This window comes from Nitrosovibrio tenuis (assembly GCF_900109785.1).
Lineage (GTDB): Bacteria > Pseudomonadota > Gammaproteobacteria > Burkholderiales > Nitrosomonadaceae > Nitrosospira > Nitrosospira tenuis_A.
The window spans coordinates 1-16,517 of sequence record NZ_FOBH01000001.1; the positions used below are offsets into that span (position 1 = coordinate 1).

General features: G+C 51.1%; 16 protein-coding genes. All 16 read left to right on the forward strand.

Features of this window, described 5'->3' with window-relative positions; translation table 11 throughout:
- Positions 1-201 (forward strand): hypothetical protein (locus BMX00_RS14650; protein WP_218141454.1); only part of this gene is annotated, 201 nt, incomplete at its 5' end.
- 17 nt (positions 202-218) lie between these two features.
- Positions 219-1,487, forward strand: coding sequence for an XrtB/PEP-CTERM-associated polysaccharide biosynthesis outer membrane protein EpsL (gene epsL / locus BMX00_RS00005; protein WP_090825520.1), 1,269 nt, complete (start codon positions 219-221; stop codon positions 1,485-1,487).
- A gap of 287 nt (positions 1,488-1,774) precedes the next feature.
- Entirely contained in the window at positions 1,775-2,761 is a 987-nt protein-coding gene (locus BMX00_RS00010) for an EpsD family peptidyl-prolyl cis-trans isomerase (RefSeq protein ID WP_090825523.1), read from the forward strand.
- Positions 2,762-2,804: 43 nt separating this feature from the next.
- On the forward strand, positions 2,805-3,602 hold the full coding sequence (epsE, locus tag BMX00_RS00015) for a polysaccharide export protein EpsE (protein WP_090825526.1): 798 nt from the start codon (positions 2,805-2,807) through the stop codon (positions 3,600-3,602).
- Positions 3,603-3,612: 10 nt separating this feature from the next.
- Entirely contained in the window at positions 3,613-5,037 is a 1,425-nt protein-coding gene (epsF, locus tag BMX00_RS00020) for a chain length determinant protein EpsF (RefSeq protein WP_090825529.1), read from the forward strand.
- A 22-nt stretch (positions 5,038-5,059) separates the two neighbouring features.
- Positions 5,060-5,989 carry a chain length determinant protein tyrosine kinase EpsG gene (epsG, locus tag BMX00_RS00025; protein WP_090825532.1) on the forward strand — a complete coding sequence of 310 codons (930 nt, stop codon included), beginning with the start codon at positions 5,060-5,062 and terminating at the stop codon, positions 5,987-5,989.
- An 89-nt stretch (positions 5,990-6,078) separates the two neighbouring features.
- Positions 6,079-6,438: a hypothetical protein gene (locus BMX00_RS00030; RefSeq protein WP_143053010.1), complete on the forward strand. Its 360-nt coding sequence runs from the start codon at positions 6,079-6,081 to the stop codon at positions 6,436-6,438.
- The gene (gene xrtB / locus BMX00_RS00035; RefSeq protein ID WP_090825539.1) at positions 6,435-7,358 is read left to right on the forward strand and encodes an exosortase B; all 924 of its coding nucleotides are present in this window, start codon (positions 6,435-6,437) and stop codon (positions 7,356-7,358) included. Before BMX00_RS00030 ends, xrtB begins: the two co-directional genes overlap by 4 nt.
- Positions 7,358-8,035, forward strand: a complete 678-nt coding sequence (epsI, locus tag BMX00_RS00040; protein ID WP_090826783.1) for an exosortase-associated protein EpsI, B-type — start codon at positions 7,358-7,360, stop codon at positions 8,033-8,035. The genes xrtB and epsI overlap by 1 nt, the downstream gene beginning before the upstream one ends.
- Positions 8,022-9,152, forward strand: coding sequence for a GDP-mannose 4,6-dehydratase (gmd, locus tag BMX00_RS00045; RefSeq protein ID WP_245727452.1), 1,131 nt, complete (start codon positions 8,022-8,024; stop codon positions 9,150-9,152). The genes epsI and gmd overlap by 14 nt, the downstream gene beginning before the upstream one ends.
- A 9-nt stretch (positions 9,153-9,161) precedes the next feature.
- Positions 9,162-10,145: a GDP-L-fucose synthase family protein gene (locus BMX00_RS00050; protein ID WP_090825542.1), complete on the forward strand. Its 984-nt coding sequence runs from the start codon at positions 9,162-9,164 to the stop codon at positions 10,143-10,145.
- A 24-nt stretch (positions 10,146-10,169) separates the two neighbouring features.
- Positions 10,170-11,672, forward strand: coding sequence for a lipopolysaccharide biosynthesis protein (locus tag BMX00_RS00055; RefSeq protein ID WP_090825545.1), 1,503 nt, complete (start codon positions 10,170-10,172; stop codon positions 11,670-11,672).
- Between the two features lie 9 nt (positions 11,673-11,681).
- Positions 11,682-13,136, forward strand: coding sequence for an O-antigen ligase family protein (locus BMX00_RS00060; protein ID WP_090825548.1), 1,455 nt, complete (start codon positions 11,682-11,684; stop codon positions 13,134-13,136).
- 164 nt (positions 13,137-13,300) lie between these two features.
- On the forward strand, positions 13,301-14,227 hold the full coding sequence (locus tag BMX00_RS00065; RefSeq protein WP_090825552.1) for a glycosyltransferase family 2 protein: 927 nt from the start codon (positions 13,301-13,303) through the stop codon (positions 14,225-14,227).
- On the forward strand, positions 14,224-15,072 hold the full coding sequence (locus BMX00_RS00070; RefSeq protein WP_177171722.1) for a glycosyltransferase family 2 protein: 849 nt from the start codon (positions 14,224-14,226) through the stop codon (positions 15,070-15,072). Before BMX00_RS00065 ends, BMX00_RS00070 begins: the two co-directional genes overlap by 4 nt.
- A gap of 259 nt (positions 15,073-15,331) precedes the next feature.
- Positions 15,332-16,450, forward strand: a complete 1,119-nt coding sequence (locus BMX00_RS00075) for a beta-galactosidase (RefSeq protein ID WP_177171723.1) — start codon at positions 15,332-15,334, stop codon at positions 16,448-16,450.
- Positions 16,451-16,517: the final 67 nt, after the last annotated feature.

Below are 16,517 nucleotides of genomic sequence, written 5' to 3' on the forward strand. Positions count from 1 at the left end.
TTACCTGCGCAACTGGTCGCTGCGGCTCGATCTGCACATCATCCTGAAAACCATACTCGTGGTCCTCAAGGACCGCGCAGCTTACTGAGCTTCATGCTTTATCGCTATAGTTCTTATGGCCTATTGTCTGCGATTCATGCTTACGTTATCTTGGATTCCGCCAAGGTGATACCCTTGCGGTGTTGCGCCGAGGAAAGATAAAACTCAAAAAAATAAAAATGCTGCTAAATCTTTCCCGTTGCCATCGCCACTGCCTTGCAATCCTTTTTTTTGCATGCTTACTTTTGATTGCACAACATGCGGCAGCCGATTCTAAAGATACGTTCAATGTGACTGTTGGCACGAACGTACTGTACGATAACAACGTGTTTCGTATATCTTCCAGCATTGACCCTACTCTCCTGGTGGGCAAACCTGTCAGATCCGATTTAATCATTACCTCATCGGCCACGGTCAGCCTGACCAAACTTTACGGGCTGCAGCGTTTTGAGGCGACGGGTAACTTCGTCGATAATCGCTACAATAATTTCGACTTCCTGAATTTTTTTGCCAAAAACTATACCGCTGCGTGGAACTGGTCCATTACTCCCTATTTTCATGGAAATCTAAGTACCAGCCATAGAGAAGCTCTCAACAACTTCGCCAACCTCACAGGGTTCATCAATTCTTCCAACCGCAATCTTCGTACCGACGATAACTACCGTTTTGACGGTGTTTTCGAAATCAACCGCTCCTGGCATATTATCGGTGCTGTCTCTCGGACCAAACTAACGAATAGCCTGCTTACAGTGCAAGACTTTGACAACACGGTTCTCTCCTTCGAAGGGGGAATGCGTTACTCTCTTCCCTCGGGAAGTTCGCTTACGTATAAGTTTAGAAACGGACTGGGCGACTTTTACAAGCGGCCGGAGCCGATTGCGACCCTTCTCTTCGATACCCGTTTTAATGATACCGAACATGATGTCCAGCTGGTTTGGCCAGTGACTAGCAAGACCTCCATCGATGCGCGCGCTGGCCATGTTGAACGTAAACATGCTCATTTTTCGCAGCGGGATTTCTCCGGGTTTGTTGGGAATTTCAATTTTAATTGGGCGGTCACCAGCAAAACCCGTCTTACCGCCAGCTGGGCACGTGATCTCTCCAATTTCCAGACCGCATCGAATTTCCAACTTTCTCAATTCCAGCTCTTCTCCAGCAGTTATGTCGCCATCAATCGCTTTTCGCTGGCACCCAGCTGGCAAATTAGCCCTAAACTAGCGTTGCGCCTTCGTTATGACTATATGATCCGTGATCATCTGGGGGCTGTTATCCCTCTTCCTGAAAACCGCCATGATTCGCAGCATACCGGCCTTATTGAGCTGGATTGGCAACCCACGCGGACAATTTTTCTAAGTGCCTCTCTGCGGAGGGATCATCGCGCTTCCAATCTGAGGGGTTTTGATTACGACAACGCTGCTGCCAGTGTTGCAGCAAGGTTGAATTTCTGATGGCTATAAGACGCCAAATATTGTGTGCGGTACCGCATTGACGACTATAGTTATCTGGTGTATATGATTTGTCGTTGTTACATTCCTTTTGGTCTTTTTTATTTCTCGCTACGTAGAAATGTAACGCTCGCGTAACGCATTGCGCCCATAATGCACTGGTGCTTTTTCAGGTTTAGGTCGAGCGCTTCGATACCGAGCCATGTTTACAAGTCTTTATATCGTTAGAACAATTAGTGGTTTGAGTTTGAATTAAAATTGACGAGTCTATAATTTAATCGAAGGTGCACATGCCATCCTTTCAACAAAAATTTACGCTTCGCATGCTCTTACTAGGGGTTGCGCTTGGGCTTGTCGCCTGTGGCAGTAAGGATATGGAGAAACCTGCTAGCCAGGTTGCCGCAAAGGTTAATTCGGGAGAGATATCCGTTCACCAGCTCAATTACGTCTTGACGCGCACCGGGGTCGGCGCCAGCTCCCCCGAAACGGCTCCCAAGATTCGGCGCGAAATACTTGACAAACTTATCGATCAGGAGCTTGCGGTGGAACAAGCTGTTGAGAAAAAACTCGATCGTTCGCCCGAAGTGCTTATGGCTATCGAAAGCGCCCGGCGCGAAATTCTTGCCCGAGCTTACATTGAGCAAATCACCGCGGCGATGGCTAAGCCGACGATCGACGAAGCCAAGAAATACTATTCCGAAAATCCCCAGCTCTTTGCCCAGCGCCGCATCTACAATATTCAGGAAATAATGCTTCCGGCGACTGCCGGGGTTGCTGACGAATTGCGTGGCATGCTCGATTCCGGAAAATCTATGGAAGATATCGCCAATTGGCTCAAAGGTAAGGAAATCAAATTCGCGGCCGGCAACGCCACGCGGGCAGCCGAACAGATCCCGCTTGAGCTGCTGCCTAAAATACATCCGCTCAAGGTCGGGCAAGGGTTGATCTTGCAGAGTCCTCAATCCATTACCGTGATGCGGCTCGCGGCATCGCAATCGGTACCGGTATCGGAAGAGGCCGCATTACCGCGTATTCAACAGTTCCTGGGTAATCAACGCGCAGCGGAAGCAGCCAAGCAGGAAGTTAAAACACTCAAGTCCAAAGCCAAAATCACCTATATGGGTGAATTCAGTAATGCGGGCACCAACGCCGCAACCCAACCCGCCGCCACGGTAATCCAAGGCGGCACAAATAATAGTAGCAATGGTAGCGCGTCAAAATCTTCCGCGTCTGCTGCCGACATTGCCGTTGAGAAAGGCGTTGTCGGGTTGAAGTGAGAATATTGATCGATTATTGATTGAATGTGGAGGAATATCACATATGGCACACGCGTTAATTCGGACATTTGCCCTGTTCTTTACGCTCTTAACGATGAATGTCTTTGCTCAAGACAATCTCGACTATCCGCTTGGTCCTGGAGACGTTTTGCGCATTCAGGTTTTCCAGAACCCCGATCTCACCACCGAAACACGTGTGTCTGAGAACGGTTACATCACTTATCCCCTGATCGGCACTGTCGACGTGGGGGGGCTTGACATCGCTGCTGCAGAAAAAAAGATTGCCGCAGCCCTGAAGAACGGTGGTTTCATCCGGCAGCCTCAGGTTAACATCGTCGTTCTGCACATGCGAGGCAATCAGGTAAGCGTGTTCGGCCAAGTCAATCGGCCAGGGCGGTTTCCGCTCGAAACTCTTAGCCGTGTCAGCGACATGCTTGCGATGGCCGGGGGCGCCACTGCGTCCGGTGATGATATCGCCATTGTCACCGGTATTCGTAACGGCAAATCTTTCCGCAAAGTCATCGATATTCCCGCGCTCTATCTGCACGAGAAATCCGACGAGGACATCATTCTTGCCGGTGGGGATGTCATTTACGTGCATCGCGCGCCGGTTTTCTATATCTACGGTGAAGCCCAGCGTCCGGGGGCATATCGTATTGAGCGAGGGATGACCATTATGCAAGCCTTGGCTCAAGGCGGTGGTCCCACCGCGCGCGGCAGCGAATGGTGGCTGCGCCTCCACCGAAAAAACGGTGAGGGTATCGTAGAGAAGCTTTCACCTGAAATGACTGACGCCGTGCAGCCGAACGATATTATTTACGTACGGGAAAGTATTTTCTGAGGGAGTTCGCATGACATTCCATCAATTCCTGCTGATCCTCCGCGCGCGTTATAAGATCATAATCTCTATTCTGCTGTTTACGGTAATTTCCACACTCGTGGTCAACCTGCTATTACCGAGGCAATACTCCGCCAGCACAGCCGTAGTGATTGACGTCAAATCGCCCGATCCCGTTGCCGGCATGGTATTGCCCGGACTCGCGACTCCCGGTTATATGGCCACTCAGGTGGACATTATCAACAGTGATCGCGTAGCCCAGCGTGTTGTCACACGGCTGCGCATGGATGAAAACCCAACCGTGCGCGAGCAATGGATGGAATCCACCAATGGCAAAGGCGAGATCAAGGTTTGGTTAGCTGACCTGCTGAAAAAGGAGCTTTATGTCAGACCCTCGCGCGAGAGCAACGTTATCAATATTGAATTTAGCGGCATCGACCCTGATTTTGCGGCAGCTGTGGCGAATGCTTTTGCGCAAGCCTATATTGATGTTAACCTTGAACTCAAAGTCGAGCCAGCGCGGCAATATGCTGTTTGGTTTGAAGATCAGACCAAGGCTCTGCGCGACAAGCTCGAAAAATCTCAGCAGGCACTTTCGGCTTACCAGCAAAAAAGCGGCATTATAGCTACCGAAGAACGGCTTGATTATGAAGTTGCCAAGCTCAATGAACTTTCGACGCAGCTAACCATCATTCAAGCGCAGACTTCCGACAGCAGCAGTAAGCGCAAGTCCGCTGAGAATCCCGACACGCTGGCTGAGGTAGTGCAAAATCCATTAATCACCAGCCTAAAATCGGACATCGCTCGCCTTGAGGCCAAACTTCAGGAAAGCAGCGTCAATCTCGGAGGAAACCACCCGCAAACGAAGCGCGCTCAATCCGAACTCGCATCGCTCAGGAACAAGCTGGCGAGCGAGACTCGGCACATTCATAGCAGCATCGGCACATCCTATCAGGTCGGCAAACAGAAAGAAAAAGAACTTCTTGAAGCCATGGAGATACAAAAAAAACGCGTGCTTGAGTTGAACCGGCAGCGCGACCAGGTTAGTGTGCTCAAACGCGATGTTGAGGCTGCTCAGCGCAGCTTTGAGGGTGTGAGCCAGCGCTCCGCTCTGACCCGTCTTGAGAGCCTCGCGGTCCAGACTAACATTTCCGCTCTGAATCCAGCCTCAATACCAACCGAGCACTCGAGGCCCAGAATTCTGCGCAACGTCTTAATCTCCATTTTTCTCGGCACGATACTTGGCGTCGGTATCGCGTTGATACTTGAGCTCGTCAATCGTCGGGTGCGCTCGGTAGAAGACCTCGTCGATGCCATGGAACTGCCGGTGCTTGTGACCATTTCGTCCGCTACATCGCCTTCTGGTCTGCGGAGGTTGCCAGGCAGGCTTTCTCGTCGCAAGACATCCAGGCCAGCGCTTGGAATGGAATCCCCTTAAAAATACCAACCGGAATCAGACTATGACCCCCGTGAGCAGCAGTATACCGACCCTCAAGCGGAATCAGACCAAGGGTCCCGGCGAAACTCCGATCCATGGAAAAACCCATGCCGTTGGCAGCGATAGTTTGATTGGAGACATCCTTATTGAGGCTGGGCGTCTTTCCGCCGATAACGCAGAGCGAGTCTCTCGGCTGCAAGTAGATCGGGGCAAGCGTTTTGGAGATACCGCCGTCGACTTGGGTTTGCTGACGGAGGACGACATACGTTTTGCTCTTTCCCGTCAGTTCGATAATCTCTACTTACCTGCAAACGATACCAGTCTGAGCCATCAGCTGGTGGCTGCTTATAAACCCCTCAGTCCGGTGGTTGAAAGATTGCGAACTTTACGTAGCCAGCTGATGTTGCGTTGGTTCAATGCCGAGACCCGTCACAACGCGCTGGCTATTATGAGTCCCGGCGTGAGAGAGGGGCGAAGCTTCATTGCCGCTAACCTATCCATTGTCTTTTCACAGCTTGGCGAGCGTACATTGCTCGTAGATGCCAACCTTCGCAGGCCATGTCAGCATGAACTCTTCAAACTCGGTAATAATGCCGGCCTTTCAAGCATGCTTGCTGGCCGCATCGGTAACGAGGTGATCGCTCGGGTGCCTTCGCTAGCCGGGCTTTTTGTCCTGCCTGCCGGTCCTGTGCCGCCCAACCCGCAAGAGTTGCTCGGCCGCGCTGGCTTTGCCGAGCTGTTGCAGTCGCTAATCCGTGATTTTGATATCGTCATCATGGATACTCCGGCTGCGAACGAATATGCTGAAGCTCAAACCATTGCCATGGGCGCTGCTGCTGCTCTTGTGCTCGCGCGTAAAAACCATAGTACATTGCCGGAAATAATCAAACTAACCCGTAGTCTCCAGGAGACCCGCGCCAATCTGGTGGGTTCAGTATTGAACGACTTCTGAGCAAACGAAAATAAGGCGGAACGGGCCTCAGGCAACCGGGCAGGCAGAAAACCTGAACGGTAAAAACATTACTTAGACTCCTATTCGTCATGCAAACTACGTTTTGTACGCTCCATCGCCAGCAATACCGGGCCAACGATATTGGTCACCATACCAGCGATCAAGTCACGCCGTTCTGCTTGCCGACCAGGCAGATACGAGTGATACCACTCATCAAGCGCACTGATCGACCGCGTCTCAAGAAATGCAATGGCCAGCCTGTGTCACCGGCGCAATCCGCCAGCCAGACCAATACCCAAAGCGGGCAAGGCAAAAGTGGGTTCATGAGCGAATTTGTCCGACGGTCGGGGCAACAAATTCACAGCAATAGGTTGAGCCCCCAGCACAAGCAAGCCAAAAACTATCGGCAGCGCCAGCAGCTTGGACTGTGCGTTGCGAAAACAAAATGAGCGTCAATTCTTCAATTACGTTCAACAGCCAAACCGGTCGACCGGAGGGTTGGCGCAACGGGCTTCTCATCTGGTTGCCTATTATCACTGGATTAATCGTACTTTATTTACCCAGTCTGGTCGATCTCCTTCGTGGCCTCTGGAGTACTGACCAGTACGCACACGGCCCTATCGTACTCGGCATAGCCTGTTGGCTTATATATCGCAAGTGGCCGGACATGTGGCGGGCGGGTGAAGGCCAATCCACCTCCGCCGCAGGCTGGCCCATCTTTTTCGTGGGGCTGCTGCTCTATATTATTGGTCGCTCGCAAGATATTTTGCTCTTCGAGATCGGTTCCGCGATCTGGCTGCTTGCCTCCCTTATCCTGCTTATGCGCGGCAGCGCGGCGCTTAAGATGCAATGGTTTCCGCTCTTCTTCATGCTTTTCATGATTCCGCTGCCCGGCGCTATAGTGGACGCTTTGACCATGCCAATGAAAATGGCGGTATCTTATGTGGCCGAAAATATACTTTTCTGGGCGAACTATCCTATTGCGCGTACTGGCGTTATTCTTCAGATAGGGCAATACAAGCTGTTGGTAGCTGACGCCTGCGCTGGCTTACACACGTTGTTTACGCTTGAAGCGCTGGGCTTGCTTTACCTCAACATCATCCGGCACGATTCATTGGTTCGCAATATTAGTCTCGCTATCCTGGTTGTCCCAATTTCTTTTACCGCCAACGTGATCCGCGTAATGGTGCTGACACTGATCACCTACCACTTTGGTGATGAGGCGGGGCAGGGTTTTTTGCATGGATTCGCGGGTATGGTGCTATTTCTCAGTGCGCTGCTACTGATCATTGGGGCCGATTCACTATTGCAGCTTGCCATGAAGCTGCGGCAGAATCATGGTAGCGTGCCAGGTACAGTACAAAAATGATGAATATCTGGCTGAGAAACTTTATTCTGCTTGCGCTCATGCTCGCGGCGTCGGGCCTTGCGCTGGCCCTGCGTCCGACCCAAAAGATCGCTGATCAAGGGCCCGCTATCGATCTTGAAGCGATAATCCCGCACAAATTTGGCGATTGGCGCGAAGAACAGCGGAATTCGGTTCAAATCGTCGACCCGCAGCAGCAGCAAATGATCGATAAGATCTACAATCAGACCCTCAGCCGTACGTATGTGAATACTCGTGGCTACCGGGTCATGCTGGCCATAGCCTATGGCACCGATCAAAGAGATTCCATGCAATTGCATTACCCCGAAATTTGCTATCCCGCACAGGGATTTGTACTCCAGGCCAAACAAACGGGCGCCCTGGCAACCTCAAGTGGTTCAATACCTGTAACCCGCATCCAGACTAGTCTGGATCAGCGCCATGAGCCCGTCACTTATTGGGCCACGATTGGTGACCAAGTGTTTCAGGGTGGTGTCCAGAAGAAGCTTGCCGAAATGAGCTATGGTCTAAACGGTAAGATACCCGACGGTATGCTCATCCGAATTTCTTCTATCGACACTGAAACCTCCAATGCATATGCAATTCAGACTCAATTCGCCGATCAAATGCTCAGCGCTATAACACCCGAGTACAGGAAGAAATTAAGTGGCAGCTTCTGATTCAATTAAAGTAGAAAAAAAAACCGCGCTCATCACTGGCATAACCGGCCAAGATGGTGCCTATTTGGCCGACTTTCTGCTCAAGAAAGGCTATATCGTCCACGGAATCAAGCGTCGCTCATCGCTATTCAATACCGACCGTATCGACCATCTTTATCAGGATCCGCACGTTTCTCAACGCAACTTCGTCTTGCACTACGGCGATCTGACCGATTCGACCAACCTGATTCGCATCATACAGCAGGTGCGGCCTGATGAAATTTACAACCTTGCTGCGATGAGCCATGTGGCGGTCAGTTTTGAAACCCCCGAATATACCGCGAATGCCGATGGCATCGGTACCCTGCGTATTCTTGAAGCGATCCGCATCCTCGGCTTTGAGAAAAATACCCGTTTTTACCAGGCGAGCACCTCGGAGCTCTATGGTTTGGTCCAGGAAACGCCCCAAAGTGAAGCCACACCTTTTTATCCGCGCAGTCCGTATGCGGTGGCCAAGCTCTACGGCTACTGGATTACCATTAATTATCGCGAAGCTTATGGTATGTATGCCTGTAACGGTATTCTTTTTAATCACGAGAGCCCCATTCGCGGCGAGACCTTCGTCACGCGCAAGATTACTCGGGCGCTTGCCAGGATCAAGCTAGGCTTGCAGGAATGCCTTTATCTTGGGAATCTGAATGCGCTGCGGGACTGGGGCCATGCGCGTGACTATGTCGAGATGCAGTGGTTGATGCTTCAGCAGAACCATCCGGAGGACTTCGTTATCGCGACAGGTATTCAGTACAGCGTGCGCGATTTCGTCAATGCCGCCGCGGAAGAGCTCGGCATGCATATCAGCTGGGACGGTGAAGGACCCGAGGAGGTTGGTATGATCGCCCCGGTCTCCACAAATTGCGCACCCCGTGTCATCGTTCGTGTCGATCCGCGCTACTTCCGTCCGACCGAGGTCGAAACGCTCCTGGGCGATCCCACCAAGGCGAGAGAAAAACTCTGCTGGGCCCCCAGGACCTCTTTCAAGGAGCTCGTCAGGGAAATGGTTCGCGAAGACCTCAAAAGCGCTGAGCGGGACGAGCTCGTCAAGAAACATGGATTCGCTGCCTACGATTATCACGAATAGCGCGAGCCGATGAACAAGAACGACAAAATCTATATTGCCGGCCATCGCGGCCTCGTCGGTTCTGCTATAAGGCGGAATCTCGAGCAGAGGGGATATGACAATCTCGCGGTCCGGACCCATGCCGAACTTGATCTGCTCGATCAAAAGAGCACGGAAAATTTCTTCGCTGATGAGCAGCCCGACTATGTTTTTCTTGCGGCTGCAAGGGTAGGGGGCATTTATGCCAACGATACTTATCCAGCCGAGTTTATTCGTGACAATCTTGCTATTCAAACAAACATTATACATACAGCATATAAAAACAAGGTAAAACGGCTTATGTTTCTGGGCTCCAGCTGCATTTATCCCAAATTCGCCCCCCAGCCCATGCAGGAAGAGCATCTTTTGACCGGACCGCTAGAGCCGACAAATCGGCCCTATGCTATTGCAAAAATAGCGGGTATTGAGATGTGCTGGAGCTACAATCGCCAGTACGGTACCAAATACTTGGCTGCGATGCCGACCAACCTCTACGGCCCCGGGGATAATTACGACCTGAACAATAGCCACGTTATCCCCGCGCTGATCCGCAAATTTCATGAAGCGAGGGTCAGCAATGCTCCCACAGTTACCGTGTGGGGTACTGGCACGCCTCGACGCGAATTTCTCTACAGCGACGACATGGCAGATGCCTGTATATTCTTGATGAATCTTCCAGACGATAAATTCAACAATTTGCTCGGAAGTGATGAATCAAAGACAGGTAAATTCGAGCCACCGCTGATTAACGTTGGAGTTGGGCAGGACATCACAATCAAGGAATTGGCAGGAACTGTGAAAGATGTGGTCGGTTACAAAGGCGAGATCAGCTTTGATGCCACGAAGCCGGACGGGACACCGAGAAAGTTGATGGACGTATCCCGGCTCTCGGCAACCGGCTGGTCGGCGACCACAAGTCTGCAAGACGGACTTCACAAGGCCTACCAGGCAATGTTGCGGCAGATAGACCGATAAACGTGCCGATGTGATGCACCTTGCATGAGTCTTCTGGAGAAGAGCTTATCTGCGCTCTTATGGGGGTCAGCAGGGACTTTTACGAAATTAACCATGCAGCTCGGCTCGCAAGTAGTCCTTGCGCGCCTCCTGGGTCCCGAGCAGTACGGTGTGTTTGCGATCGGTGCGGTCGTGGTTACGTTCGCGGGTTTTCTGGGTGATTTCGGAATTGCATATGGGCTCATCCAAAAGAAAACCATTTCGGATGACGATCTGCGTTACGTTTTGGGATGGCAGTTACTTATCGGCAGTTTTGTTGCGGCTCTGCTGATTCTTGGCGCACCGTCTATTGCTGAGTTCTTTAATGAGCCCGCTTCTGTTTGGGTAATTAGGTCATTGGCCGTGGTCTGTGTGGCAGATTCGCTGTGTTCGGTCTCAATGAATTTGCTTAAACGTTCCCTGAACTATAAGGCGTTACACATAGCCCAGGTAATGGGGCACCTCATCGGATATTTTATTGTGGGAATCCCATTGGCGCTTAATGGTTATGGGGTTGCCTCGCTTGTCGCAGGCTGGATTGTGCAATCTGTGGTACAACTGGCGTTGATGTACCACGCGGTGCGCCACCCCTTAATACCCACCTTGAAGCATGCCGGAGGCACCTCGATGCTAATCTACGGAGGGAATGTTTTGGCCGCGAACCTAACAAACTGGAGCCTCGCTAATATAGACCGGGTATCTATCGGAAAGCGATTCTCTGTATCGGATATTGGACTATATTCCCTGGCCTCCAACCTGCTCTATAACGGAACGTCGGCCCTATTAGGAGTAATACAATCGATCTACTTTTCCGCAAGTTCAAGAATACAAGAGGATATCCCTGCGCAGGGCCGGGTTTTCCTTGGGATTAGCGGTAGCGCTCTGCTTTTTATCGGCCCTCTTTTTGCTAGTTTGGCGATTGTCTCCGATACCTTTATCGTCGCTCTGTATGGAGATAAGTGGCGCAGCGCCGCAGATATCTTTTCTCCCATTGCGCTAGCCATGCCGCTATTTATACTTTGGGGTCTCACTACTCCAATGTTGTGGACACGAGGAAAGGGCAGGCTCGAGGGTTTGCTTAATCTTCCACTGTTAATACTTTGGATCGTGGTTGTTTACGCGGCTTCTTCCAGATCACCTCAGATCGTTGCATGGGCTGTGTTGTTTCTCTATTTCCTGCGGGCGACGCTATTGATCGGGGTGACCGCGAGCGCGCTTCAGCTTGGCCGATTCTCTTATTTTCGAGCGTGTATACCTGGCGCTGTGTTATCTCTAATCGTTATGATTCCCCTCGGATATGTGGATTTCATGGCTCGCCACAGCGGGCTCTCGCCCGTGTTATGTTTGTTAATCGATGCACTGGCTGCTGTACTCCTGTGGGGCATTGGTTTTCGCCTGGTGCGCATGCTGCTTCAGCCAGCTGTAAAACAAGCATTATCAGAATTTTCTTCCCGCCTCCCGCCTTGGCTTGAGGTTATAGTTTTTGGCAATTCGAAAGATACAAGATGAGCGCCTAATATGGAAGTCATCTACTACTCGGTATATATACTTTTCGCGCTGCTGGCTGGGTTTATGGTCGTACTCGCTTTAGGCCTTGGGCTCCATTTTGAAGGTCTCGTTGAGCGCCACCTCGTCCCAATGATTCCTATGTTAATACCACTAGCGATTGGTACAAGTTCTATCGTGTCCGGCCGCAATGTGTCGTTTTATGGGCTTATAGGTGCCGAAGGTTTAACGCTTGCCGACCCGATCGGCGGCTGGATTTTACGGCTTACAACGGCCTCGATTGTATGTGCCTCAGTTGTAGTATTGCTTTCTTCCCTCATGCGCAAGAAACATCATGGAGAGCGCTCGGGAGACCCCTTATTTATGGCATTTCTTGCGTATTTCGGAAGTTGTTATATCGTTAGCGGGGTGCTTGGCTCCGAGCCAAGTTTTGTACACAACAACTTTTATGCATTAATCGTATTTTTTGTTGCATATGCCACACGTAATCAAAGTGTGGATCGTTTCGTGTGCTGGGCCCGGAATGGATTGAATATTTTTATATTCATGGGGTTGGCGGTCGCACCGATACTTCCTGAGGTTGCCATACAAGATGGATATAGCGGGATTATTCCTGGGATCACATTCAGGTTTTGGGGTCTTGCTACCCATGCCAACAACCTGGGGCCTATCTCCGTTGTCTTTCTGCTCCTACTTAGATGGAAGCCCTATCATTCGCGAGCATTAAACCTGCTAAGTGCTACTGCCGCCTTAGGTTCACTTCTTCTCTCCCAATCGAAAACAGCGTTGATTGCCGGTATTGCAGCGTTGATAGTGCTGTTGGGTTACCACCTATTTGACTCCATTCGTCAAGCAAAAAAGGGCAAGCATGTTACCTTAGCTCAGTTCACCTGGATATCCGGTCCCTTCCTACTCATCTTAAGCCTGCTTGTCGTGATCAGTGTCGGAATCGAGTTTGGTCTTTGGAAAGATCTATTGGCACGTTTTGGTACCCAGGCGTCCACTTTGACAGGACGCGATTTCATCTGGACAATAACTTTGCGAGAATGGCACGAGAATCCCCTGTTCGGTTATGGCCCCAGACTCTGGGGAGACGAATTCGCTGCTCGGCAGGGCTATCTGGGAGTGGTATCGAATGCCCATAACCAATTCGTGGACGTGCTAGGATCGTCCGGTTTATTGGGACTTCTTTGTTTTTCGGCTTACTTATTACTTCTCCTCAGATATGCCTGGTTATCGGTCGGCAGCACCGAGGGGGTTTCGCTTGCCCTAGCTGTTTTTATTTTGATGAGATGCCTCACGGAAGTGCCCTTCAAAACAGGAAATATTACGACGCCTGACTTTTTGATGCACTTCATTTTTTTCAGCGCACTCCTGCGCGCACGGTACATGCCTCGGACAGCAGAGGCTCAAACTCATGCATCGAAAAAACGGTCTCGCTTACCCCGTACGAGTTTTTCCTCGTAGGATTTCGAGACAAAATTAAAAAAATAGCGGTGCGTATCCTCGCCTCGCCAGGGTCCAGAAATCCATGCGGTGTCAACACCCTTGAGACATTAGCATATTTCTATGAATTGGAATTCCTGAGGAAATAGTTTGGAGATAGGCGATTTTTTGGTATCCAGAATGATATGACTCGCACCCCCAAATTCTCAGTCGTCATCCCACTGTATAACAAGTCTGCTTTTGTCGTTGAGGCTATAGCCTCAGTGCAGGCGCAAATTTATCCGGTAACGGAGATAATAGTCATAGATGATGGCTCGACTGACGGTGGCGCGGAACGAGTCGAAGCCATTGCAGATCCACGCATCAGCTTATACCGCCAAGCCAATGCAGGCGTGTCTGTCGCTCGAAATCGGGGCATAGAAGCCGCCTGTGGCGATCTCGTCTGCTTTCTCGATGCCGATGATCGTTATCTGCCGGGCTTTCTCCAGGCAATAGTAGATCTTGCGGACAGCTTTCCAGGCGCCGGAATGTATGCTACGGGCTACTTTCGCTTCTGGGCGGATGGCAGGCGGCGTGTTATCCCTGTTTCGCCCGCCCTGCGAGGCAGGGATAAGTTGGTTAAAGATTTTTATGCTGTCTGGTGCAAGTCACCATTTCTCTATACGGTTTCACTTGCTATTCGCCGCGAAGTGTTCACGGATGGCGAAATGCGATTTCCGCCGGGAGAGCGACTTGGAGAGGATCAGGATCTCTGGTTTCGAATCGCTGAGCGGTATGCGATTGCCTACGCTGAGTCCCCGCTGGTGGAATACCGGATGGATGTTTATGGTAGTGCCACGCAAACGGGAAAAGTGCTTGACGTGTTGCCTTGCTATCGGCGCCTCGAAGAGCGCTTGGCTGCAGGTGTGGTGCCGCATGCCATGAGGCGTAGCGCCCGCAAGTTGCTTGCAAGTCATCTCCTGGATGTAGCGCGATTCCGCCTCGGCGAAGGCGACGTCAGGGGAGGATGGAACTTGGCGGCAGATAATCGAACGGGTGGCAATCCACTTTATCGTCTGCGTACTATAGGCGCCTTATGCTGCGCGGCGTTCGGATTCGGGAGGGCACGATGAAGCTCTCGCTCATTCTGGCTACGGTCGACCGCAGTGCCGACGTTGGTCGCTTTATCCGCAGCCTTATTGCTCAGACTGATCGGAACTTCGAGCTACTCGTGGTAGACCAGAACACCGATGGTCGTTTGCTTCCTTATACAAAGGAAGGACGGGAGGGTGGCCTAGAGTTGCATCATCTTCGTCTTTCTCCCCCGAGCCTATCGGGTGCCAGAAACCTGGGCATCACTAAATCCACCGGCGAGCTTATTGGTTTTCCAGATGATGATTGTTGGTACGATCCGGATACCGTAGCTCAAATCCTCCATGCGTTCTCGGCGAAGCCGGAATTGCAAGGGATCGTTGCCTGCTGGGAAGAGCAAATGCGTGGACAAGAGATTAAACCACAAACTGGAAGCCTCTCTTTGGAGGCTTGGCGTAACTTTCGGGGGGGCGACGCCAGCTCGATCTCACTTTTTTTTCGACGCGAGCTATTCAACCAGCTTGGCGGATTTGACGAACGTTTTGGTGTAGGCCAATGGTATGGTGCCGCCGAAGAAACCGATTTTATCCTGCGTGCTCTTGCTTCAAGGGCGCAGCTCGATCACTGTCCAACTGCACGAGTCCATCATCTATTTTCCTCTTCAGTACATAGCACCTTGCCGCATCATTGCCTGAATGCGCGTCGCCGCTCGCGTGGCACGGGCGGGATCTACGGTAAACACGATCTTCCCTCGTGGGTGATTCTACGGGGTTTTTTCGCCCCGATATATCATGCGATTCTTCGGCCTGAGGCACTGAGGTTGGGGTTTTCGATAAGCCTCGGCCGGATCGAGGGCTACCTGAGATGGAAATTTAGGGAGCAATAAATATCAATAGCTCTCCTTGTAATCTGCCAGTAGCTGTGGTGTCGTCGATTAGTTTGGTCCAGGTGACTCAGGGTGCGAGGGCAGAGCGGTTTTCCACCGTTTATGCGCGGCATCCTATTTCACTTTCTATAGTAGAGTAGAGTATCCAGAATACGGGATACAGAATGCAGAACCGGAAAAAACTATTAGTTGAACCAACGATGCATCTATGTGAAATTGGAGAGAAAGGCACGAGTTAATTTAGAAGGAGTAAATGGTCATGCTATTTATCGCAATGTGCCTTCTCATTTTTGTGATTTCTTGGCTACCCAGTACAGATGCAAATGCCCAGCAAGAGGCAATTCCGATAGAGTATTTCGGGCTGCACATCCATCGCGCCGATCAAGGAACGACCTGGCCAAACGTGCCATTCGGAAGTTGGCGGCTATGGGATGCGTACGTGGCTTGGGCTGACCTTGAACCGAGCCCAGGAAAATGGGATTTTTCGCGGCTGGATCGTTATGTTGCGATGGCCGAATTGCGCAACGTTGATATCTTGCTGCCACTTGCTAACACTCCAGAATGGGCATCAGCGCGACCGTCCGAGCAAGGCAGCTACAAACCAGGCAATGCAAGCGAGCCCGCCAGTATAGAAGATTGGCGCCGCTATGTAAGAGCTGTGGGGGAGCGTTACAAGGGGCGCATTCGTCATTATCAGATCTGGAACGAAATCAATTTCAAACAACATTTTTCGGGAAGCACTGCAAAACTTGTTGAGTTAGCATGTGAAGGATCTCAGATACTTAAATCGATCGACCCACTGAACCGGGTCGTTTCGCCGGCTGCGAGCGTGGGTGGGAAGGATCACCTTGGTCATTTGGATCGTTTTCTTGCTTCAGGAGGAAAAAATTGTATTGATATAGTTGCTCATCATTTCTACGTCACGAACTCGGGCCCCCAAGCAATGGTTCCATTTATCCGCGGAGTCCGTAACGTGATGAGAAGAAACGGCATCGGGCAAAAACCCCTGTGGAACACGGAAACCGGCTGGTGGCTCGCCAATGGCGACGGCACTCCAGATGATCCGATGGTTACCGGGGGCGGCTGGAAGAAGATACCGCGGGAAAGCAAAGACAACATCATATTTAAGGCTTTTGCTTTGGCGAGATCCGAAGGGGTTGAGCGATTTTACTGGTACGCATGGGACAACAGGGCCTTGGGATTTATTGAGCCGACAACAAAAAAAACAAAGCCTATCGCTGAAAAATGGCGTAGCGCAGTTAATGCCCTGCTTGGGGCGACGGATTTACGGTGCATACAGGATGTCAATGTTTGGCGCTGTGATTATGTGGCATCGGATGGGGTTAGGACACAGTCTTCCTGGACAGCTGAACCTTGATAGTCAGATGATATAAGTTTACCTTTCTCTGCATATATCGCTCGAGAACCTCAAGAGACTTCCTACT

Coding starts and splice junctions, on each gene's coding strand:
- BMX00_RS00010 (WP_090825523.1), top strand. CDS start 1,775: ATGCCATCCTTTCAACAAAAATTTACGCTTCGCATGCTCTTACTAGGG.
- epsF (WP_090825529.1), top strand. CDS start 3,613: ATGACATTCCATCAATTCCTGCTGATCCTCCGCGCGCGTTATAAGATC.
- BMX00_RS00030 (WP_143053010.1), top strand. CDS start 6,079: ATGCAAACTACGTTTTGTACGCTCCATCGCCAGCAATACCGGGCCAAC.
- BMX00_RS00050 (WP_090825542.1), top strand. CDS start 9,162: ATGAACAAGAACGACAAAATCTATATTGCCGGCCATCGCGGCCTCGTC.
- epsI (WP_090826783.1), top strand. CDS start 7,358: ATGAATATCTGGCTGAGAAACTTTATTCTGCTTGCGCTCATGCTCGCG.
- BMX00_RS00055 (WP_090825545.1), top strand. CDS start 10,170: ATGAGTCTTCTGGAGAAGAGCTTATCTGCGCTCTTATGGGGGTCAGCA.
- epsG (WP_090825532.1), top strand. CDS start 5,060: ATGACCCCCGTGAGCAGCAGTATACCGACCCTCAAGCGGAATCAGACC.
- BMX00_RS00065 (WP_090825552.1), top strand. CDS start 13,301: ATGACTCGCACCCCCAAATTCTCAGTCGTCATCCCACTGTATAACAAG.
- BMX00_RS00060 (WP_090825548.1), top strand. CDS start 11,682: ATGGAAGTCATCTACTACTCGGTATATATACTTTTCGCGCTGCTGGCT.
- BMX00_RS00070 (WP_177171722.1), top strand. CDS start 14,224: ATGAAGCTCTCGCTCATTCTGGCTACGGTCGACCGCAGTGCCGACGTT.
- xrtB (WP_090825539.1), top strand. CDS start 6,435: ATGAGCGTCAATTCTTCAATTACGTTCAACAGCCAAACCGGTCGACCG.
- epsE (WP_090825526.1), top strand. CDS start 2,805: ATGGCACACGCGTTAATTCGGACATTTGCCCTGTTCTTTACGCTCTTA.
- BMX00_RS00075 (WP_177171723.1), top strand. CDS start 15,332: ATGCTATTTATCGCAATGTGCCTTCTCATTTTTGTGATTTCTTGGCTA.
- epsL (WP_090825520.1), top strand. CDS start 219: ATGCTGCTAAATCTTTCCCGTTGCCATCGCCACTGCCTTGCAATCCTT.